This is a genomic window from Algicola sagamiensis DSM 14643 (genome assembly GCF_000374485.1).
GTDB classification, from domain to species: domain Bacteria; phylum Pseudomonadota; class Gammaproteobacteria; order Enterobacterales; family Alteromonadaceae; genus Algicola; species Algicola sagamiensis.
This window is the reverse complement of sequence record NZ_KB894491.1, coordinates 561,848-582,813: the sequence shown is the minus strand read 5'-3', so window position 1 is coordinate 582,813 and position 20,966 is coordinate 561,848. Positions and strand designations below refer to the sequence as shown.

Sequence of the window (20,966 nt, the reverse complement as noted above, 5' to 3'; positions counted from 1 at the left end):
CCGAGGATGAGTAAGCAAACGTGGCTATGTAGCTCAGCTGGTTAGAGCACATCACTCATAATGATGGGGTCGCAGGTTCGAGTCCCGCCATAGCCACCAATTACTTTCTTCGATGACCGAGTTTTTGCGGGAGTGGCGGAATTGGTAGACGCGCTGGATTTAGGTTCCAGTATCGCAAGATGTGAGAGTTCAAGTCTCTCCTCCCGCACCAAAAACTTCGGTTGGGGTATCGCCAAGCGGTAAGGCAGCGGGTTTTGATCCCGCCATTCCCAGGTTCAAATCCTGGTACCCCAGCCAAATTTGCGGAAGTGGCGGAATTGGTAGACGCGCTGGATTTAGGTTCCAGTATCGCAAGATGTGAGAGTTCAAGTCTCTCCTTCCGCACCAAGTATTTGCTGTTGGGGTATCGCCAAGCGGTAAGGCAGCGGGTTTTGATCCCGCCATTCCCAGGTTCAAATCCTGGTACCCCAGCCATTAATTCTGGCTATGTAGCTCAGCTGGTTAGAGCACATCACTCATAATGATGGGGTCGCAGGTTCGAGTCCCGCCATAGCCACCAGAATTAATTAAAAATGAGAACACTCTATATGCGGGAGTGGCGGAATTGGTAGACGCGCTGGATTTAGGTTCCAGTATCGCAAGATGTGAGAGTTCAAGTCTCTCCTCCCGCACCATCTTCTGTTGGGGTATCGCCAAGCGGTAAGGCAGCGGGTTTTGATCCCGCCATTCCCAGGTTCAAATCCTGGTACCCCAGCCATTCTCTCTTTATTTCGTGCTTTTCTTTATTTCCTATTATTCTGTTGCTCTCTAAACTGGTTCATCTCAATATTTATTATCTCGATTGTTTCTTTATACATCTCATCATCTGATATTTGATTGCCTTCTCAACGCACATCATTGCGCCAGTGTGAGAGGGGAATTGCTTATCCCCTAAATTTAAACACCAATCGCATATCGCAGTAATTTCTCTTTTAAAGGGGAGAACGGTTCTATTGCACCAAAAAAAGTTTGACGAAGTCGTTTAAGTCCTGGGAAATTAAGTTGGTTGGCGACATAGCAGGTATCCATCAAGCTCATCATGGCCAAGTTGTGATATCTTCTTTCTCGCTCATATTCTTTGAGCCAAAATAGATCAGATTCACCTGGAACGAAGTGTTGTTCTAAAGTATGGGTTAATATTTCTACATCCTTCAGCCCTAAGTTAACACCTTGGCCTGCCATTGGATGGATTGTATGCGCGGCATCACCGATAAGAACCGTATTCTTCTTAAAATATGCATTGGCATGTTGACGTGCAAGTGGGAAGCTCCCTGATTCGATGATCTCAGCTTTTGGTAACCGATCAGGGAAAATATCATACGCTTCTTTGAGAAATGTTTCCTGTGAGTAGCTGAGTAAGGATTGGATCCGTTGTGGTGTATCATACCAAATCAGGCAAGCATATTCGTCATACAAGGGGAGTAAGGCTTTTGGGCCTGTAGGTTGAAACTCTTGCCATGTCTCAGCTGGGACAGGGTGGTCGCACTTGATTGTTGCCAATAGACAATGCTGTGCATAATCCCAGCCAGTGGTACCAATTCCTGCAAACTGTCGTACTTTCGATTGTGCGCCATCGGCACCGATGATCAGTGATGCTGTTAATTCTTTTCCTGAGGTTGTGATAAGCGTTGTTTGTTTATCTGAGTGTAACTGCTGGATGGTATCTTCAAACAGGGTGACACCAAGTGTTTGGCATGTTTCTATCGCAGCGATTTGCAGGTTTTTATTCTCTGCGAATGCACCAAGGCAGGAATGCCCGGTGAGTTCGCTATCAAAGGTGAGTTGTCGTCCGCCTTGTTCCCAAACACTCAGGCGGTGATATTCCCGCAAACGCTCAGTATTTAATTTTTCCCAGATTCCAAGTCGGCCTAAATACTGGATGGATGCGAGGTTGAAGGCTGATGTTCTTAGGTCTGGTTGAGGGGAATGTGAGCGTAAAGGGAGTGCTTTTTCTAACAACGCGGTGCGTAACCCTAACTTTGCGGTCGCAGCAGCTTGTGTTGCGCCAACCATGCCACCACCGACGATAATCACATCAAAGTTCATCATTTTTCTATTACATTTCCAGTGAATTCTGCTATTTTACATGACCTAAATAAGCAAAACATCAAAAGGACATTGATTTTGTTTGATTCATCACATGAAGATGAGCGTTTTTGAAGGAACAATTTATGTATAAAATAATTATGTACCTCCTGCCATACGTCTTATGAAAAACTTATATGGCTTTTTATACCATGGACTCACTCAGGTCAGCTTGCTGGTTTTTTTCTTTTTTTCTCAATCAGCACTCTCCAGCGAACAATCATTTCTTTATCAAACCTATATCAATAAGATCGTTGAAGATAAAAAGGGATACCTATGGAGCGGTAGCCAGTCAGGGCTGAAACGCTTTGATGGAAGCGATATTGTTGAATATTCCTTTTCCAGTCAGAATCAGATCCCATTTCATTGGGTACTCGATATTTATGTTGATCATGATCGGTTTATTTTGACGACCCAGCGTTCTGGGATTTGGGAGTTTGACCCGCTGACTGCTGAACACCGACAGATTGCTTCTGATGAGGCAAATCGATTAAGAAACATTCGTCCCTTCAATCATCAGTTTGTTGCTTTTGGTTCAGAAGGGCTGGTATTTTTTGATCGTAACGGGATCCGACAACGTATTCAATTTGATCATATCGTGGATTTAGATGTATTTCGTGATGATATTTATGTCTTACAGCGAGAAGGCGGGCCCCAAACACCGGCAAAGGTATATCGATGGACAGGGGAGTCGATGCAAGAACTTCCTATATCAGGGATTTCACAAATTATTTCAACTCCGGACTACTTGGCGATTCAAGGTTTTGGAAAACTCTTTTTATATCAATCTGAGGTAGAAATACAGGAAGTGAATCATGATGTTAGTCAACAATTAATAGGTGTCAGTGGTGACAAGCAAGCATTATTGTTCTTCGATAACAAAGTCGGTGATCTATACCAGTTTTCCAAAAAGGATGGTTTCCAAAGAATATTAGAAACCGGCTTAAAACATCAATCAATCAAGCGGATTTTTCAGCATCGAAATGGACGAATATGGTTGATGTCGAGCCAACGAGCTTTTCACACAAAGACACCAAGGTTTGAGCATGACCCGATCCACTTCGGTGTCACACATAACGAAATCGAATTAGCCGCTCACCAAGGGTCTTTATACATGGGGAGTTATGGAAAGGGATTGTTCCGATACAATGATGGAACGCCGGAGCCTGTGGCTATTTTCCATGACCAAATTGATAGTTATCGTGCAAATCGAATCGTGAAGATGCACAGTGATGGGGCGCTGTTATGGCTTGCAACGTTAGATGGTCTGTATTCGCTCGACTTTTCTCAAGGAAAATTAAATCGCTATCTGTCAGAACTACCTTCGCAAATGTTTCATAACGTTTCCGTTGTGGATGATGAGATTTTTGTGTGTGGTGATGGAAGTGGCTTCTTTATTCTTGACAGAGAAACATTAAAAGTGAAAGTGCGATTAACAGATGATAGTGGTTTGCCGACACTTGAAGTCCTTGATGCGCTTAAAGTGAATGAAGACACCATTTGGCTGTCAACGACAAAGAAGGGTATCTATGCCTATGATAGGGTTTCGCAAACTGTTGCTGAAATCCCAGCAGAGATCGACTACATGGTATTGGATCTACTCGCATATGGTGGAAAAGTTTATGCCGCTTCTTTTGGTCATGGCGTATATGTATTGGACCATCAAGGTCATTTAATTAACCATTTCTATGCAGGAAATGATGTCCTTGGTTTTCAAAAAATTGACCAATCAATTTGGGTTGGTTCTCGCCAAGGTATTTATTTTATTGAACCGAGCTCAGATCAAGCTTACCTATTTCCTGGTAGCAGGCCATTTGCTTTGAGCAATGCACCGATGAAGCACGGGGAACATATTTATGCGGCTGGCTTTTTTGGCATGTTAAAATTGAAAGACTACTCATTTCAAGAAGCTGCGAAAACCCCAGTGCATATATCAGAAGCATTTGTCGATACTAAACGAACGATTAATCCAGTCAGACTTACCTTAAGTCATGAGGCACATAATGTAAGTTTAAAGCTTGTTAGCTTGGATTATCGCCATGAGCAGAAGCAGTTTCGATATCGTATGGATGATGGGCTTTGGCAGCCTGTATACGGACAATACCTCCATTTAAGCCATTTACCGTCGGGACATCATACAATCGAAGTTGCTGGGACAAATGGGGTTGGTCAATGGAGTGAGCAGCATGCATTTCTGACTATTCATGTTTCGCCACCGTGGTACTGGAATTTCTGGAGCCAATTGTTTTACTTGAGCACCTTACTCATGATCAGTGCTTATGTGATCCGAGTGCTTTACGTTCGTTCAAAAGCGATCCATCAAATTCACAAACTTCTTACTGAGGAGTTATTACAGGGTAGTGAACAGAAAAAGCAGTTGAAACAAGCTCTAGAACAACTCAGAGAATATGCGTATTCCGACACTTGTTCACCGATGATGCAAGTGTGTGATCAAGCACTTCGAGTGTTGGAACATGAGATACAATCCGAACCACCTTCGATGATGGAAAATCAGTCCCTCACAGAAGCTTTACCGATCATGGTGGATTATTTATCACAGAATTTTTATATTCAGACTTCCCTAAAGATCCAGTTAGAACAAGTGACATTACCGTTGTCGTTACAACGGGATTTGTATCGTATGATTTATGAAATATTGACCAATGCGGCGACGTTTTCGAATGGTGCAAAGTTTGAGTTGATCATTCGCGTCTTTAACCACAAATTGTGGCTGATGGTACATGATGAAGGGATGGGACTAATGAAAATTAATAATCATGCAACCTACAACATTGGCTTATTTGTCCTTCGCCAGTTGGCAAGCCAGTATCAGGCTCGATTTGAAGTGATCACAAGAAAGTCAAAGGGGTCAACGGCGACGATGACGATTGCTTTGGATGAGTTTGTCTCTCAGTCAAAGGATTTTGAAATAAACCCATGAACTTGTATCAGCGTGTAGATTTCCAGAAGAAGCGTCTTTGGTGGCTCGTTATTTTGGCACCAACATTATCTGCACATTTATATCTGCTTGCCATTTCTGCCCCTATTTTTAAAGATTTACAAGGATGTGTGATCATGGGGTTGTCCTACTTATCAATGGTAGGCGCATTCAGTTATATTTTTGGTGCGCGCTTTTTATTTCAACGATTTTGGCAATGGTATGTGCCGATCAATTTTATTATTCAAAATTATGACTATATTGAGGTTGTTTTATCTCGTGGGAGCTTATCTGTCTTTCGAGAAGGTCTTGGCATCATGCATATGATTGCTTTTATTCTTGATTTCGGAATGTTCATTTGCTTGTGGATGTATGCTTATGAGGCAAAGGGGATATGGAATGACACTTTTGGGGACAAAAAAGAGAATATTTGAAGTCGGTATTCATTTTATCAAGAAGAAGCGCATGATACGCTTCTTCTTGAGTCTGATTTTTTCGATTACTTCACAAGTGCTTCAGCGTTTGCTAAGAGTTGATGTGCGACTGACTGTGATGTGCCTATAAGTGATAGGTCCATTTTTACGTCGGTTAAGATCATACTATGGCCGATTAATTGTGCAATAGTGTTTTTGCTGAATTCGGATGTATTACCTTCATCAGCAACATCAAATAGTTCACCAGCAGTACCAAAGATAGTATTCAATCTGCTTGATTGCTCTTTCGAAAATGAGGATAACTTTGTTTTTGCAAAGCTGATTAACTCACTACCATCCCCATTTTGATATTTTTCGCTTTTGATAAGACTAGCCATCGTTTTAATGTCATCACCAGAGAAAGGTTGAATATTTCTTAACTCTGCTTTAAACACATCAGCCATAGCATAAAGCTCGGAATCTGTAAGCTCACTGGAATCACCTGCGGCAAAATCACTTTTATATAAGCTCTCTCTCATTTCTATTGAAACTGCTTGATTTCCTGGGACTCGAAAGAGGCCATCAACTTTCTGTAAACCAGCTGTTTTTAGTACTTGAGCGAAATCTGCAAAATTTTCTGTTTTCGTTGCTTCAAAAGCTTTTTGCTTTTCAGAGCTTAAGTGAGGGAGAGTCTCAGAAGCTCTTAGCTTGCCTTTTTCAAATGAAGAAAGAGCGAAGCCTTCTTTATTTTCAGGTTTTAAGTGAGAAAGAGTATCAGAAGCACTTAGCTTGCCCTTTTCGAATAAAGAGGTAGCAACACTATCTTTATTCTCAGGTTTGATATGAGAAATAGCCGTTTCAGGTTTGATAATTCCTGTCTTCATTAAGAACAGTACTGCTGAATCTTTAAAGCCTAACTTTATAGATTTGCTTTTTAACTGAGTCTCTGGTTGCTGAGCAATGTCATCTGTTTGCGTAGAGGCATCAGCCATTGCTTTTTCAGCTTTGATATGTTGAAAGTCCGTTTTGCCAAGGATGGCGGACTGGGTTAACTTACCCGCAAGCTTATTCTGTAGTTCTGACACATTTGAACCAGAAGTGTCCGTTGTTTTCGGTTGTCCTTTCGGGGAATCATTTTTTTGAGCTTGGCTAAGCTGCTCAAACTGCTGGATTCTATTTCCGACAAGGCCAGTAGGAGTTACTGCCATAATTCTTTCCTCAACTTACGTCGTGATTTACTCGTAAAAGATATCGATTGAAATGGGAGATCCGAGATATCTTTCAATTTAAAATTCGTTTACTGACTATTTTGTAACAGTGGATTTGAAATTGTTTCAGAAAATAGTTTTATTTTTTCGTAATAATACAAATAATTCATTCTAAGTGTTGATTTTCCAGAAATGAAAGACGGATACAAGTCAGTCCAACATGAAAGTAGCCAGCGTCTTAGAAACAAGATAAAATGTGCAACTTTGGCTAGGGCTTTATTGTTTCTTTGTCGAAAATCTTTGATGTTCAGCCATCATGCTGGCTGGCGGTGCTTTCTTAGATTCCTAAACGCGAAAATGTACGAAGGCTATAAGTGGTAATGGGTAAAAAGCTTCATATTAAAACCTGGGGCTGCCAAATGAATGAGTATGATTCTCAAAAGATGGCAGATCTCCTCGATGCAACACACGGGTATACATTCACAGAAGAAGCAGAAGAAGCTGATGTGATCCTTTTGAATACTTGTTCTATCCGTGAAAAAGCACAAGAAAAAGTTTTCCATCAACTTGGGCGCTGGAAAACGCTCAAGGATTCAAAACCAGATTTGGTGATTGGTGTTGGTGGCTGCGTTGCTTCTCAAGAAGGTGAAACAATTCGCCAGCGTGCGCCATTTGTGGATATTATTTTTGGCCCACAAACATTGCACCGCCTACCGGAAATGATCAAGCAGGTACATCAGGGCGACTCTGTCATTGATGTTTCATTCCCTGAGATCGAAAAATTTGACCGCTTACCTGAGCCACGTGCGGAAGGGCCGAGTGCATTTGTTTCGATTATGGAAGGATGTAGTAAATATTGTACCTTCTGCGTCGTCCCTTATACCCGTGGAGAAGAAGTCAGCCGTCCGCTTGATGATGTATTGTTTGAAATTGCTCAGCTGGCAGAACAGGGTGTCCGTGAAGTGAATCTACTTGGACAAAATGTGAATGCATACCGTGGTGAGACCCATGATGGTGATATTTGTCACTTCTCCGAATTGCTCCGTTATGTAGCGGCCATCGACGGTATTGATCGTATTCGTTATACCACATCACACCCAGTTGAGTTTACGGATGATATTATCGACGCCTATGCGGATGTGCCAGAGCTGGTCGATCATCTACATCTGCCAGTACAAAGTGGCTCTGATCGTGTTTTAAACTTCATGAAGCGTGGTCATATGGCGCTGGAGTACAAGTCCACGATCAGAAAACTTCGCAAAGTTCGTCCAAATATCAGTATGTCATCTGACTTTATTATTGGTTTCCCGAACGAAACAGATAAAGATTTTGAAGATACAATGAAGCTGATCAACGATATCGGTTTTGATCACAGTTTTAGCTTTATTTATAGTTCGCGTCCTGGTACACCAGCAGCAGATTTACCGGATGATGTGCCGGAAGAAGTTAAAAAGCAGCGATTACATATTCTTCAAGACCGAATCAATCAGTCTGCATTGAAGATCAGTCGAGACATGCTGGGTACTGAACAGCGAATTCTTGTCGAAGGGCCTTCGAAAAAGAACCCAATGGAGTTGCGTGGTCGCACGGAGAATAACCGAGTTGTTAACTTTGAAGGCCCGCATACACTCATTGGTCAATTTGTTGATGTAAACATCACCGATGTTTATACAAACTCACTTCGTGCTGAGTTTGTTAGAAGTGAAGATGAAATGAACCTTCGACGTGAAATTTCTCCAGCAGAAATATTGTCTAAGTCTAATGAGAACACGTCACAGGTTGACGGATCCGGGGTTGGCATTTATACCCCGTAATAAGGGATAGCGGTGCTTGAGGCGCCGCTCCAATATGAGGAATAAACCCACTTTGAGTAATCAGTTGAAATCGTTGGAAGTTTATTTAGAGCCAGCAGAGAGTCAGCGCCTAGTCAGCCTTTGCGGACCTTTCGACGATAACTTGAAACAAATCGAACGGCGTCTCGGTGTAGAAATCGCCTATCGCAGTAATCATTTCAAAGTTCTTGGAAAACCACAGCAAGCTCAACAAACTATTGATTTGCTTAAGAGTCTTTATGTTGAGACGCAAGCTGTCAAAGGCCAGGTTCAAGATATTGAACCAGAGCAAGTTCACCTGACCATTCAAGAACATATCAAGTTGGAAGATAGTGCTCAGATGGATCACAGCCATGATACGTTTATCAAAACGAAACGTGGTGTGATCAAGCCAAGAAACCCCCACCAAAGCCAGTATGTTTCCAATGTACTTGCCCACGATATTAGTTTTGGTATTGGCCCAGCGGGAACAGGAAAGACATATCTAGCCGTTGCATGTGCGGTTGATGCATTAGAGCGTCAGGAGATCCGTCGTATTCTTCTTACTCGGCCAGCGGTTGAAGCCGGAGAAAAACTTGGCTTCTTACCTGGTGACCTTTCCCAGAAAGTCGACCCATATTTACGCCCGTTATACGATGCATTATTTGAAATGCTTGGCTTTGAACGGGTAGAGCGTTTGATTGAGCGGAATATCATAGAAGTTGCTCCCCTTGCTTATATGCGTGGTCGGACGCTCAATGATGCATTTATTATTCTGGATGAAAGTCAAAATACCACAACCGAGCAGATGAAAATGTTCCTGACTCGAATTGGTTTTAATTCCAAAGCGGTGATCACTGGTGATATTACTCAGGTTGATTTACCACGTGGAGTTCGCTCTGGGCTGCGCCATGCGATTGATGTACTGGGAGAGATTGATGAGATCAGTTTCAATTTCTTCCAATCATCTGATGTTGTGCGTCACCCAGTTGTTGCAAGTGTAGTAGAAGCTTACGAGGCTTATGAAGAGAAACACCGCCTTGAGAAGATCCGCGATCAAGCGAAAGCTAAGGAAGCAAAAAATCAGGAGATTTTATCAGACGCAGTTCAATCGCGAGGACAGGAGCAGTAAATGATCACACTGGATTATCAAATCGCATGTGATGCTGTGAATTTACCTGAAGAGTCTGTAGTGATACAGTGGTTAGAAGCTGCTGTATTACCTCGGCAGCCAGAAGCTGAGGTAACGGTTCGAATTGTTGAGTCCCAAGAGAGCCAATCGCTCAATGCACAATACCGAGGAAAAGATAAACCGACAAATGTTCTGTCGTTTCCATTCGAAGTACCAGAGGGTGTTGAGATCAATTTACTTGGTGATCTTGTGATTTGTGCAGATGTGGTTGTGAGTGAAGCGAAAGCACAACATAAACAAGAAATTGCACATTGGGCGCATATGGTTGTCCATGGGGCCTTGCATTTGCAAGGGTTCGACCATATAGAAGATTCAGAAGCAGAAGAAATGGAAGCGCTGGAAATCGATATTCTCGATAAACTGGGCTTTCCAAATCCTTATCAAGATGATGTGAATGATTAAATAAAGGTATCTCATGAGCGACGAAAACCCTCACTCTACCAACGGTTCCTCCAATAAAAGCTGGCTAGATAAGCTCAGCCAACTTTTCCAAGGGGAGCCGCAAAATAGAGAAGATCTCGTAGATTTAATTCAAGATGCAGAAGAGCGCGATCTGATCGATCCGCAAACCAAAGAGATGATTGAAGGCGTCTTAAGCGTGTCCGAAATGAAAGTTCGCGACATTATGATCCCACGTTCTCAGATGGTCACTATTGATATCGATCAGTCGCTGGAAGATTTCATTCCTTTGGTAATTGAATCTGCCCATTCCCGCTTTCCTGTCATCACTGAAGACAAAGATCATGTTGAAGGGATCTTACTGGCAAAAGATTTGCTCGCATATGGCTTTCAACAAAAAGACGCCCAACTCATGTTGAAAGACGTGATCCGTCCTGTAGTTCTTGTTCCTGAAAGTAAAAGTGTTGATTCGCTGCTACGTGAGTTCCGACAGCAAAGATACCACATGGCCGTTGTGATTGATGAATATGGGGGAGTATCTGGATTAGTGACGATTGAAGATATTCTTGAAGAGATTGTCGGAGAAATCGAAGATGAGCACGATACCCAAGAGCGTCATCAGGAAGATATTAAACGTCTATCTAAAAACGTATTTTCTGTACAGGCTTTGACACCGCTCAATGAATTCAATGAGTTCTTTGGGACAAAGTTCGACGAAGAAGAGGCCGATACAATCGGTGGGATTGTATTGCATGCGTTTGGACACATGCCTTCGGCAGGAGAGAATATCGAGTTGGGTGACTTGACATTTAAAGTCAGCAGCGCTGACTCTCGCCGAATTCAACAATTACAAGTCGTCTTACCAAAAGAAGAAGAAACCGTTTAAGTACTCTTTTTCATTTCTTCTTATCGCTCAAAGTACTCAGTGTTCCCTGAGTACTTTGAAAAATCTTTTGGGACATCTGCCATCCTGCGGTATAGTTCGCCTAACGCATCGACGAATAATATCTCGAAAAGAGCCAGACGTTATACATGAATCAGTTTTTTCTACGCCATCGGACTGCATTAGGCCTGAGTCTGACCGCATATATTCTTGGTTTTCTCAATACTTTTTCCTATGCTCCATATCATTTTTGGATGATCCCTTTTGCCACATTGAGCGGGTTTCTTTTGCTGTTGGCCTATGCGAAAGCGAATTCAGAAACTACAAAACATGTGAAAAAAATCAGCTTTATCTTTGGTGTTGGTTGGTTTTCGGGTGGTGTTTCTTGGGTACACGTGAGTATTGCGACTTTTGGCGGCTTACCTCTAATTGGTTCCCTGAGCTTGATTGGATTACTCGTGGCTTATCTATCCCTCTTTCCACTCGTTTTTGGCTGGTTACTGACTAAATTCCCTACGCGGTACTGGCCATTGATGACAGCACCAATCTGGTGGGGTGTTGAGTGGATCCGAAGTTGGTTATTTACTGGCTTTCCTTGGTTATCTCTAGGCTACAGCCAAACCGATGGACCACTTTATCCATTGGCAAGCCTGATTGGTGAAACCGGTCTGATGTTTATGTTAATGTTTTTTGCTTCTTGTATGGTAGTAGCCATGATGCAAAAACAATGGCGTCCATTAGTTGCATGTGTGGTCTTTTTTAGCGGCCTTTTTCTGTTACAAGGCAATGGTATATATAAAAAAGGGGAAAGCCGAGTATTATTGGTCCAAGGTAATATTCCACAGGAGATGCGCTGGATCCCGGAAAAAGAATGGTCCACGATGTTAAAGTATATGGATATGACGCGCCCACATTTCTCGGAAACAGATCTGATCATCTGGCCAGAAGCTGCCATTCCAGCATTAGAGCCTTCAGCACAGGATTTCTTAGAGAATTTGGATAAGGCGGCTGCCAATAATAACACAGCATTGATCTCTGGGATCATTAGTTATTTCTGGCGCACAAAAGAGATTTATAATGCCTTGGTCGTCGTTGGAAAAAAAGAACAGAAAGACGAGAGCGGCCAATATTATTTTAATCATCCGAATCGATATTATAAACATCACTTGTTACCTATTGGAGAGTTTGTTCCTTTTGAGACATTCTTACGAAAGCTTGCTCCTATCTTTGATTTACCAATGTCATCATTCACGCGTGGAGACTTCGTACAGCCCAATTTGGTTGCGAATGGCCTAAACCTTGTGCCTGCAATTTGTTTTGAAGTTGCGTTCACCAATCAGATTGCTGCATCACTGAAAGAAGAAACTGACTTTATCCTGACGGTGAGTAATGACGCTTGGTTTGGAGACTCAATTGGGCCGAACCAACATTTGGATATCGCGCGTATGCGAGCGGTAGAATATGGCCGTCCAATGCTGCGAGCAACAAATAATGGTGTCACTGCGGTGATTGACGCGCAAGGACAGATAGTGAAACAGATCCCACAGTTCGAAGATGCTGTATTAAAAACAACGGTAGACCGTGTCCGTGGTCAAACCGTATATTGGAAGTATGGCAATACACCGTTGATGATCTTAGCGCTGTTGATGGGGACTTCTGGATTACTGAGCTTTTTAAGAGAGAAGCGTCTTGCTCGTTCTCAAGTTCTGCCACTTTAAATCCCGATTAAGATAACTCATAGTCAAACCAGATATTGGGTTCTCGATAGGTAGCAATATTGGCATCTTTGTTGATTTGTAAAGGTGCCAACCCTCCCTTCAAGGTGACTTGTTCGGACAGTAATGGCTGCTCGCTCCAGCTTTCCCATTGTTGGATATCAGCATGGACCGTGATTGACAATTCACATGTATTTCGCATGATCCCACCACTTGCAAGGTGTGTACGAACCCAAGGATCGAAAGGTTTACCTTCCGGTGTCTGGCGCGTTAAGTATTCCGTCATTGATTCATGGGGGAATTGGGATTTCTGGATTGGGCGAACAGGAACAATCAAGCGTGAATAACCGAACGTTTGAGCTATAAGTTTTAATGCAGCAACCATCATATGACTAAGGCCAGCTCCCTTCAAACATGGATCAATGAGTGCAGCAAGGGCACATAAAGTATTTTTACGCTGAAAAAAGTGACGAAGACTATGAGAAATTGCCCATGTGTATCCTTCATTGGGTAAATGGTTCGACTCCGGATCAACATAAATGGGTGCCGTTGATACATAACCAACTAAGCGGCCACGAACAACAAGTACAAAAAAGTATTGTGGGTAGAGAGTAAATAATAAATTTGTGAGGTGATCTTGGGCAGGATCTTCACGCAAGTAGATGGGCCAAGATTCGAATAATGGCGGAAACTGACGGTAATACTTCAGGACGCTCAACCCACTTTTTAATACGACACTTTTTTCACCTGTTTTTTGATAAAACGCTTCCTGGAAGGAAGCCAGTTTGTCTTTGTCGAATTTCAGGCCAGTAAAATATGAAATCATCATGAAAGCAATCGAATTAAAATTTGGTTGTTCATTTACAATAAACGGATACCACGCTTGGTTTTAAATGAAACTTTTATGAAAGAATAGGGATAAAGAATGCTATCAATCATTATGACTGCGCTCATTGATATATTGATTACAGCAGCAGCGATATTGGTCGCGGGGCGAGTTACAGCTGTTCGGCTCAGCTTTAAAGAAGCATTGACTGCCTGCGGAGCTTCTGCTGCTGTTCGACTTATCCCATTGATTCCCGGCTTTTTGACCTGGTTAGCATCAATTTTTGTTTTATTTCACTACTTGAAAAAATATAGTCGCGCACCTGTTTACCCAGATTTACTTTTGCTTGTCGTTATTAGTAAATTCATCAGTTTTGCACTGACAATAGGTGTGATTAACTTAGCAAAGTAGCTAGATAACGAATCACTTGTGCATTATGCATTTAGAATTACATTATTTCCTGTTTTCTTTTAGTTATCAGCTTGTAACCAAGGCATGGAAAAAGTACATTACGCTCGCGAACCAAAGAAATTCGTCTATATTTCAAGACAATTTTCCGATGTTCGAAACCCATAAAAAAGCATAAGGTACACACCTTCAATTCGTGTTTTTTGTGGATTGCGCTTTCACAAAATAATTAGAGTGACCATGATGAGACAAACTCCAATCACCAAAACCTTCATTTTCCTACTGAGCTTGTTTGTGACAGAAGTATCTGCGCAGTCACAATCCAAAACCTTGCCCAGCGTTATCGTCAAAAAAGTAAAACTACAGGATGTGACGCCAAGCTTCGAATACGTTGGCCGTGTTGAAGCACAAAATAAAGTTGATATTTTGCCACGCGTCAGTGGATATCTGGCAAAACGCCATTTCCAAGAAGGAGCAATGGTAGAAAAAGGAACGCTATTATTCGATATTGAGCCAGATACATATGAGATCAAAGTCAAACAACGCCAAGCAGATTTAGCCAGTGCAAAAGCTTCACTAAAAAAAGCAAAAGCTGATTTGAAGCGTCAAAAAAACCTCAAGAAGCGTGGCGCTGCATCTCAGGCAGATTTAGATCAGGCTGAAGCGAATGAGTTGATAGCTCAGGCCAATGTGCTTAAAGCGGAAGCTGAGCTGAAGTCCGCTGAACTTGATTTAAGTTATACCAAGCTTTATGCGCCAATCACAGGCAGAATTAGTCGCTCGCAATATAGCCCTGGCAACCTTGTCAGCAGTACAAGCAAACCATTGGCGACAATGACTAGCATGCATCCAATCTATGTGAACATGCCAATCAGCGAAAAGGTCATGATCGAAGCAAGACGCAAAGGAATTGATTTAAAAAATCCACCTGTAGCGCCAACTCTCAAACTCTCTGACGGTACTTTTTACCAACAGAAAGGCGAATTTGATTATATCGATACATCTGTGAATATTTCCACAGATACAATTCTAGTTCGTGCGGTTTTTCCGAATGAAAAAGAAATTCTATTACCAGGTGAGTTTGTCCAGGTCGTTGTGACTTCAAAAGAAAAAATCATGCGTCCTTCGATACCACAGTCAGCAGTTCAGAAAGATCAACAGGGTTATTTTGTATTGGTTGTTGAGAGCGATAATACGGTGAAGACGAGACGGATTGATGTCGGACCTCAGCATGAAGGGCAGTGGGCGATTGATTCAGGATTAAAAGAAGGGGAAAAGATCATTGTTGAAGGGCTACAAAAAGTACGCCCCGGCAGTCAAGTGAATCCAGTCGAGGCGAAATAATATGTTTTCTATCTTCTTTATTCATCGCCCCAAATTTGCAATCGTCATTTCATTGTTGATTGTATTAGCGGGTGCACTTGCTATCCGGGCGATCCCGGTCAATCAGTTCCCTGATATTACACCACCGATGATTCAGGTTTCGACGAGCTATCCTGGTGCCAGTGCGGAAGTTGTTGAACAGTCGGTCGCTGCTGTCATTGAAGCTGCGGTCAATGGTGTTGAGAATATGATGTATATGTCCTCCACCAGTGGGAATGATGGCAGTTATTCACTCTCGATTACCTTTGAAGTTGGAACCGATCCGGATATGGCTTCGGTGTTAGTTCAAAACCGTGTGAAGCAAGCGACTGCGAAGTTGCCATCGGATGTGACACGAGCGGGGATCACAACAGAGAAGCGTTCTCCTAACATGTTGATGGTGATCAACCTTTACTCTGACGATGACAAAATTGATGATGTTTATCTGAGTAACTATGCATCGATTTATATTCAGGATCAGCTTTCTCGAATTAACGGTGTGGGTGGTGTGAGTCAATTCGGTGCCAAGGATTATGGGATGCGTGTATGGCTTGATCCAGATAGAATGACATCGCTTAAGCTGACAACGAGTGATATTCGTAACGCTATTCAGCAACAGAATATTCAAGCATCGGCTGGACAATTGGGTCAACCACCTTTTGACAACAATCAGCAGTTTCAATATACCCTTCAGGCAAAAGGTCGCTTAGTCAGTGTTGAAGAGTTTGAAAATATCATCATTCGCGCGAATGAAGATGGTTCATACCTTCGACTTAGAGATGTTGCTCGGCTCGAGTTAGGCTCACAAAGCTATAGTGCAACGAGTAAATTGAATGGCTCTGCGGCGGCGGCAATTGCTGTATATCAGTCACCTGGGGCAAATGCTTTAGATGTAGCTGATGCGGTGCATGCTGAGTTGGACAGACTCTCGAAGCGTTTTCCAAAAACGGTGAAGTACAATGTGCTGCATGATACAACTAAATATGTCCGATCTTCTGTACGTGAAGTCATCGAAACACTGTTTATCACCTTTATTCTTGTTGTTGCTGTCACTTATCTATTCTTAGGTGATTGGCGTTCTACATTGATCCCTGCGATTGCAATTCCGGTTTCCTTGATTGGTACTTTTGCGATTTTGTATGCGCTTGGGTATACCGCCAATACAATTTCTCTATTCGCGACGATATTAGCCATTGGGATTGTGGTGGATGACTCGATTATTGTTGTGGAAAATGTTCAGCGTCATTTAAAGGAGGAGAACCTTCCTCCAGTTGAAGCGGCAACTGTTGCAATGAAAGAAGTCTTCAGTCCTGTAATCGCCACAACACTTGTTTTAATGTCGGTTTTTGTGCCCGTTGCGTTTATGCCTGGCATCACCGGTGAACTGTATAAGCAGTTTGCTGTGACGATCAGTGTTGCAGTTGCGATTTCTTCCATCAATGCATTAACGCTTTCACCAGCACTTTCTGCAATTTTATTGAACAAAGAAAGCGGCGAAGCGAAAGGATTGCTGAAGGTCTTTGCAAATGGCATCGATAAAACCCGTGATAAATATGCTGGTGTTGCTGGATTCTTTACACGAAATATTCGGGTTTCACTGGTTGTGATGGTCGGGTTTTGTGGGGGCACTTATTATCTTTTCCAAAATGCGCCTTCAGGCTTTTTACCGATGGAAGATAATGGCTTCTTTATGGCGAATGTTCAGCTACCAGATGGTGCTTCACTCAATCGTACAGAAGAGGTTGTTGCACAAATGACTCAGATGATGTTGGAAACCGAAGGTGTTTCTGATGTGATCTCAGTCTCTGGCTTTTCCATTTTGGGTGGTGCGGCATCTAATGCAGCTTTGCTGATCCCAATCCTTGACCCTTGGGAAGAACGAACCTCTCAGGAGCTAGCTTGGTACAACATTCTTGGAAAACTAAATGCAAAAGCTGCGACGATTCCATCAGCACAGGCATTTGTCTTTCCGTTGCCACCGATTATGGGCTTAGGAACAGGCGGTGGATTAGAAGGACAAATTATCGATTTGGCTGGTAAGTCACCGCAGGAACTAGCGCAGGCTGTGCGAAGTCTTGTTTATGCATCAAACCAAAGTGACAAGTTAAAGACAGTCTTTAGTACGTATTCAGCGAATGTCCCACAATACTTTATTGATGTGGATAGAGCGAAGGCAGAAACACTTGGGATTTCAATTTCTGAAATTTTTACAACGCTTCAGGCAAATCTGGGGTCCTCCTATATCAACGACTTTAACCTGTACGGCAAGGTTTATCGGGTGATCATTCAGGCCGAAACAAGCTATCGCAGGACGATACAAGATGTAGAGCGGCTGCATGTTCGTAATAAAAACAATGAAATGGTGCCACTCAGTACGTTAGTGGAAATCAAGCCGATATTAGGACCACAAGTCATCAATCGTTACAATATGCGGCAAACAGCAGCAATCCAAGGTAATCCTGGTGAAGGGGTGAGTACGGGTGAAGCATTGACAGAATTGGAGAATATTGCAAAGCAGGCACTGCCAACAGACTATACGATTGAGTGGACCGGAACTTCGTCTCAGGAGCTAGAAGCTGCGAAGTACGTTGTTGCGATTTTCTCACTGGCATTTATTTTCGCCTATTTATTCCTCGTTGCTCAGTATGAAAGCTGGACAATGCCTGCGGCGGTTGTCTTATCTGTTGTGATTGCCATGTTTGGTGCGTTGGTACCTGTAATGTTGTTCCCATTCATTAATAATGATTTATATGCGCAAATCGGGATTGTGATGCTCATTGGTTTGTCTTGTAAGAGTGCGATTTTAATTGTTGAGTTTGCACAAGAGCAGCGCGAAAAAGGCTTGTCGATTGTTGATGCAGCAGAGAAAGCGGCTCGACTTCGTTTCCGTGCGGTGATGATGACGGCACTGTCGTTTATCTTGGGGGTATTGCCACTTGCATTTGCCTCGGGTGCGGGTGCAGCTAGCCGAATGACAATCGGCTGGGTTGTGCTTGGAGGAATGATATTTGCCACATTTATCGGGCTATTATTAATCCCTTCATTATTTGTAATGATGCAATCCATGCGGGAGCACTTTTCTAAGTCGTCAAGATCGACAGCTGAAGAAGTTCAATCATAAATAAAAAACAATCTATCAATAAAATGGCGTGCCCCATTTGGGCGCGCTTATGAAATGAGTACCATGAGCACTTACGATATTTGTATTGTTGGTGCAGGCATCGTCGGTTTATCGACTGCACGACAACTGCAACTCAACTATCCGCATTTAAAGATTCTTATTCTGGAAAAAGAGTCTGGCGTTGCATTGCATCAAACCGGAAGAAACTCGGGTGTGATCCATGCGGGTGTGTATTACCCACCACAAAGTTTAAAAGCAAATTTTTGTCGGGAAGGGCTGAAAAAAACAATTGATTATTGTCAGGAGCACCACTTGCCCTATGAGCAATGTGGCAAGTTGATTGTTGCAACAAATACAGTTGAACTTCAACGAATGGAAGCTTTGTATCAACGTTGTTTGGAAAACAAACTGGATGTGATCCGGCTGAGCAGAGAAGAACTACAAGAGAGAGAGCCAGATATAGATGGGTGCGCAGCCATTTATGTCAAAGAAACAGGGATTGTAAATTATCAAGCTTTGTCAGAACAATTGGCGAAAGAGTTTATCGAAAGTGGTGGGACACTCCAGCTCAATGCCGAGGTTGTTCAAATCCAAGAGACCGCAACAGAAATACGTCTTGATACCAAAAAGCATTCATTGCGATGCCGCTATCTAATTAGCTGTAGTGGGGTCATGGCAGATCGACTTATTCGAATGATGGGTGAGCGTCCTGACTTTCAGATTGTACCTTTTCGGGGTGAGTATTATCGCTTATCTCCACAATTTGATGCGCGCTTTCAGCATTTGATCTACCCAGTACCTGATCCAAGCCTGCCATTCTTAGGGGTGCACCTGACAAAGATGATTGATGGCTCTGTGACAGCAGGCCCCAATGCGATGTTGGCCTATGGGCGGGAAAGTTATCGTAAATGTGATATTTCACCCAGTGATGTATTGGATATGGTTCGATACCCTGGCTTTTGGAAGATGCTATCACGAAACCTCTTCCCTGGTGTTGATGAGCTACTTCATAGCTACATTCGTAGTTTATATCTGAAGAAAGTACAAAAATATTGTCCAAATATCCAACTCAAAGATTTGAAGCCATTTCCTTCTGGGATCCGTGCTCAGGCAATTTCACGAGATGGACAACTCATGCAGGATTTCCACTTTTTTGAAACAAAGCGAACACTCCACGTTGGAAATGCGCCATCCCCAGCAGCAACATCAGCATTTCCCATTGGTGCCTATATTATGTCGAAAGCCGCCAAAAATTGGCTTGATGGTTAGATAATTGTTAATTTCATGTGTTGATAATGGATTTGCTTGATCTGAATTCATAATAATTTCATAAAAAAAGCCCATGAAGTGCGATTTTGCATTTATCTTTGAAGCGGATTTTGGAATAATACGCCCAATTTTTGCCGGTTTATTCGGTGAAATTTAGCAATGAAGATACTCGAAGGGCAAAAAAGACATGAAAAAACTGATTGCATCTGTAGTGACTGCCGGTGTCGCGATGTCTGTTTCATCAACGTATGCAGCCGACTTCAAACCAGCCGTAGTGTACGATCAGGCCGGTAAATTTGATAAATCATTCAACGAAGCTGTTTACCGAAATGGTGTCACACCTTTCAAAGCGGACAAAGGGATTAAAGTACGCGAATTTGAGCCAAAAAATGATGCTCAGATTGAGCAAGGCTTGAGAAAGCTTGCGAAGCGTGGATTCCAACCAATTGTTGCAGTTGGTTTTACAATGGCATCTTCGGTCGAAAAAATTGCCAAAGAATTTCCAAATGTGAAGTTCACAATTATCGATGAAAAAGTTGACCAGCCAAACGTTCAATCCATTGTGTTTAAAGAGCACGAAGGCGCATTCCTTATTGGTGCTTTGGCGGCAATGAAATCCCAAACAAGCAAAGTCGGTTTTATCGGTGGTATGGATATTCCACTTATCCGTCGATTTGCATGTGGTTATTCGCAAGGTGCGAAGTATGTGCAAAAGAAAGCTGAAGTTTTTGTCAATATGGCGGGTTCTACACCAACAGCGTTTAACGACCCTGCAAAAGGTGCAGAGCTTGCAAAAAGCCAGTTCTCTAAAGGCGCAGATGTTGTCTTTGCAGCAGCTGGTGGTACAGGTCTAGGTGTTTACCAAGCAGCAAAAGACGAAGGTAAACTTGCAATCGGTGTTGACTCCAACCAGAACCACGTTCAGCCAGGTACAATGCTAACGTCAATGGTGAAGAGTGTTGGTGTTGCAACCTATAAAACTTACGAAGATGCACAAACAGGTGCATGGCGTGCTGGTGTTCAACAGCTTGGCCTAAAAGAAGGTGGTGTTGATTGGGCACTTGACGAGCATAATCGTAAGTTAGTTACAGTTGAAGACGAAAAGAAAGTGAACGAAATAAAAGCCAAAATCATTTCTGGTGAGATCAAAGTTCATGACTTCATGAGCACTGGCGCTTGTAACGTATAAGGCGATATCATCGCTTTGATGAAAAAGGCTTCCCGTTGGGAAGCCTTTTTCGCTCAGTGACTTTGCGGTTCGTTTTTTGAAACAAAAGTCATCAATCGATATTTTTGC

The 20,966-nt window shown here is 42.6% G+C and carries 15 protein-coding genes and 8 tRNA genes; 20 read left to right on the top strand and 3 right to left on the bottom strand.

The window, feature by feature from the left end:
• Window positions 1-22: 22 nt before the first annotated feature.
• From C505_RS0102635 to C505_RS0102600, 8 genes are all read left to right on the top strand, one after another.
• Window positions 23-99: transfer RNA gene (locus C505_RS0102635), tRNA-Met, on the top strand.
• Between the two features lie 27 nt (window positions 100-126).
• Window positions 127-211: transfer RNA gene (locus C505_RS0102630), tRNA-Leu, on the top strand.
• 11 nt (window positions 212-222) lie between these two features.
• Window positions 223-297: transfer RNA gene (locus tag C505_RS0102625), tRNA-Gln, on the top strand.
• A gap of 5 nt (window positions 298-302) precedes the next feature.
• Window positions 303-387: transfer RNA gene (locus C505_RS0102620), tRNA-Leu, on the top strand.
• A 12-nt stretch (window positions 388-399) separates the two neighbouring features.
• Window positions 400-474: transfer RNA gene (locus C505_RS0102615), tRNA-Gln, on the top strand.
• Window positions 475-482: 8 nt separating this feature from the next.
• Window positions 483-559, top strand: a tRNA-Met gene (locus tag C505_RS0102610).
• A gap of 30 nt (window positions 560-589) precedes the next feature.
• Window positions 590-674: transfer RNA gene (locus C505_RS0102605), tRNA-Leu, on the top strand.
• Between the two features lie 8 nt (window positions 675-682).
• Window positions 683-757, top strand: a tRNA-Gln gene (locus C505_RS0102600).
• 179 nt (window positions 758-936) lie between these two features.
• On the opposite strand, the gene C505_RS0102595 is transcribed toward C505_RS0102600, so the two are convergent.
• Window positions 937-2,088 (bottom strand): FAD-dependent monooxygenase, encoded by a 1,152-nt coding sequence (locus C505_RS0102595; RefSeq protein ID WP_018691041.1) that lies wholly within the window; start codon window positions 2,086-2,088, stop codon window positions 937-939.
• Between the two features lie 160 nt (window positions 2,089-2,248).
• On the opposite strand from C505_RS0102595, the gene C505_RS0102590 reads away from it, so the two are divergent.
• Together C505_RS0102590 and C505_RS0102585 are read left to right on the top strand one after the other, a co-directional pair.
• Window positions 2,249-5,065: a sensor histidine kinase gene (locus tag C505_RS0102590; protein WP_018691040.1), complete on the top strand. Its 2,817-nt coding sequence runs from the start codon at window positions 2,249-2,251 to the stop codon at window positions 5,063-5,065.
• The gene (locus C505_RS0102585; protein WP_018691039.1) at window positions 5,062-5,496 is read left to right on the top strand and encodes a hypothetical protein; all 435 of its coding nucleotides are present in this window, start codon (window positions 5,062-5,064) and stop codon (window positions 5,494-5,496) included. Before C505_RS0102590 ends, C505_RS0102585 begins: the two co-directional genes overlap by 4 nt.
• Before the next feature lie 65 nt (window positions 5,497-5,561).
• Here C505_RS0102585 and C505_RS0102580 read toward each other — a convergent pair whose 3' ends face one another.
• Complete coding sequence (locus C505_RS0102580; RefSeq protein WP_157368743.1) at window positions 5,562-6,467, bottom strand: hypothetical protein; 906 nt, start codon at window positions 6,465-6,467, stop codon at window positions 5,562-5,564.
• Between the two features lie 596 nt (window positions 6,468-7,063).
• Here C505_RS0102580 and miaB point away from each other — a divergent pair.
• From miaB to lnt, 5 genes are all read left to right on the top strand, one after another.
• Window positions 7,064-8,497, top strand: a complete 1,434-nt coding sequence (miaB, locus tag C505_RS0102575; protein WP_018691037.1) for a tRNA (N6-isopentenyl adenosine(37)-C2)-methylthiotransferase MiaB — start codon at window positions 7,064-7,066, stop codon at window positions 8,495-8,497.
• Window positions 8,498-8,549: 52 nt separating this feature from the next.
• Complete coding sequence (locus C505_RS0102570) at window positions 8,550-9,626, top strand: PhoH family protein (protein WP_040439261.1); 1,077 nt, start codon at window positions 8,550-8,552, stop codon at window positions 9,624-9,626.
• Window positions 9,627-10,088, top strand: coding sequence for an rRNA maturation RNase YbeY (ybeY, locus tag C505_RS0102565; protein WP_018691035.1), 462 nt, complete (start codon window positions 9,627-9,629; stop codon window positions 10,086-10,088).
• Between the two features lie 13 nt (window positions 10,089-10,101).
• Complete coding sequence (gene corC, locus C505_RS0102560) at window positions 10,102-10,971, top strand: CNNM family magnesium/cobalt transport protein CorC (protein ID WP_018691034.1); 870 nt, start codon at window positions 10,102-10,104, stop codon at window positions 10,969-10,971.
• 146 nt (window positions 10,972-11,117) lie between these two features.
• Window positions 11,118-12,686 (top strand): apolipoprotein N-acyltransferase, encoded by a 1,569-nt coding sequence (gene lnt / locus C505_RS0102555; RefSeq protein ID WP_018691033.1) that lies wholly within the window; start codon window positions 11,118-11,120, stop codon window positions 12,684-12,686.
• Between the two features lie 7 nt (window positions 12,687-12,693).
• Here the strand turns inward: lnt and C505_RS23395 are convergent, their stop codons facing one another.
• Window positions 12,694-13,512, bottom strand: a complete 819-nt coding sequence (locus C505_RS23395) for a hypothetical protein (protein WP_018691032.1) — start codon at window positions 13,510-13,512, stop codon at window positions 12,694-12,696.
• A gap of 96 nt (window positions 13,513-13,608) precedes the next feature.
• On the opposite strand from C505_RS23395, the gene C505_RS0102545 reads away from it, so the two are divergent.
• From C505_RS0102545 to C505_RS0102525, 5 genes are all read left to right on the top strand, one after another.
• The gene (locus C505_RS0102545) at window positions 13,609-13,920 is read left to right on the top strand and encodes a hypothetical protein (protein WP_018691031.1); all 312 of its coding nucleotides are present in this window, start codon (window positions 13,609-13,611) and stop codon (window positions 13,918-13,920) included.
• Window positions 13,921-14,157: 237 nt separating this feature from the next.
• On the top strand, window positions 14,158-15,261 hold the full coding sequence (locus C505_RS0102540) for an efflux RND transporter periplasmic adaptor subunit (protein ID WP_018691030.1): 1,104 nt from the start codon (window positions 14,158-14,160) through the stop codon (window positions 15,259-15,261).
• Window position 15,262: 1 nt separating this feature from the next.
• Complete coding sequence (locus C505_RS0102535; RefSeq protein ID WP_018691029.1) at window positions 15,263-18,400, top strand: efflux RND transporter permease subunit; 3,138 nt, start codon at window positions 15,263-15,265, stop codon at window positions 18,398-18,400.
• A gap of 63 nt (window positions 18,401-18,463) precedes the next feature.
• Window positions 18,464-19,669 carry an L-2-hydroxyglutarate oxidase gene (gene lhgO, locus C505_RS0102530; protein ID WP_018691028.1) on the top strand — a complete coding sequence of 402 codons (1,206 nt, stop codon included), beginning with the start codon at window positions 18,464-18,466 and terminating at the stop codon, window positions 19,667-19,669.
• 187 nt (window positions 19,670-19,856) lie between these two features.
• Window positions 19,857-20,858, top strand: a complete 1,002-nt coding sequence (locus C505_RS0102525) for a BMP family lipoprotein (protein ID WP_018691027.1) — start codon at window positions 19,857-19,859, stop codon at window positions 20,856-20,858.
• The last annotated feature ends 108 nt before the right edge of the window (window positions 20,859-20,966 follow it).

Bases quoted from the DNA above. Each gene is read 5' to 3' on its own strand.
- C505_RS0102595 (WP_018691041.1), bottom strand. From the start codon at position 2,088: ATGATGAACTTTGATGTGATTATCGTCGGTGGTGGCATGGTTGGCGCA.
- C505_RS0102590 (WP_018691040.1), top strand. From the start codon at position 2,249: ATGAAAAACTTATATGGCTTTTTATACCATGGACTCACTCAGGTCAGC.
- C505_RS0102585 (WP_018691039.1), top strand. From the start codon at position 5,062: ATGAACTTGTATCAGCGTGTAGATTTCCAGAAGAAGCGTCTTTGGTGG.
- C505_RS0102580 (WP_157368743.1), bottom strand. From the start codon at position 6,467: ATGGCTGATGCCTCTACGCAAACAGATGACATTGCTCAGCAACCAGAG.
- miaB (WP_018691037.1), top strand. From the start codon at position 7,064: ATGGGTAAAAAGCTTCATATTAAAACCTGGGGCTGCCAAATGAATGAG.
- ybeY (WP_018691035.1), top strand. From the start codon at position 9,627: ATGATCACACTGGATTATCAAATCGCATGTGATGCTGTGAATTTACCT.
- corC (WP_018691034.1), top strand. From the start codon at position 10,102: ATGAGCGACGAAAACCCTCACTCTACCAACGGTTCCTCCAATAAAAGC.
- lnt (WP_018691033.1), top strand. From the start codon at position 11,118: ATGAATCAGTTTTTTCTACGCCATCGGACTGCATTAGGCCTGAGTCTG.
- C505_RS23395 (WP_018691032.1), bottom strand. From the start codon at position 13,512: ATGATGATTTCATATTTTACTGGCCTGAAATTCGACAAAGACAAACTG.
- C505_RS0102545 (WP_018691031.1), top strand. From the start codon at position 13,609: ATGCTATCAATCATTATGACTGCGCTCATTGATATATTGATTACAGCA.
- C505_RS0102540 (WP_018691030.1), top strand. From the start codon at position 14,158: ATGATGAGACAAACTCCAATCACCAAAACCTTCATTTTCCTACTGAGC.
- C505_RS0102535 (WP_018691029.1), top strand. From the start codon at position 15,263: ATGTTTTCTATCTTCTTTATTCATCGCCCCAAATTTGCAATCGTCATT.
- lhgO (WP_018691028.1), top strand. From the start codon at position 18,464: ATGAGCACTTACGATATTTGTATTGTTGGTGCAGGCATCGTCGGTTTA.
- C505_RS0102525 (WP_018691027.1), top strand. From the start codon at position 19,857: ATGAAAAAACTGATTGCATCTGTAGTGACTGCCGGTGTCGCGATGTCT.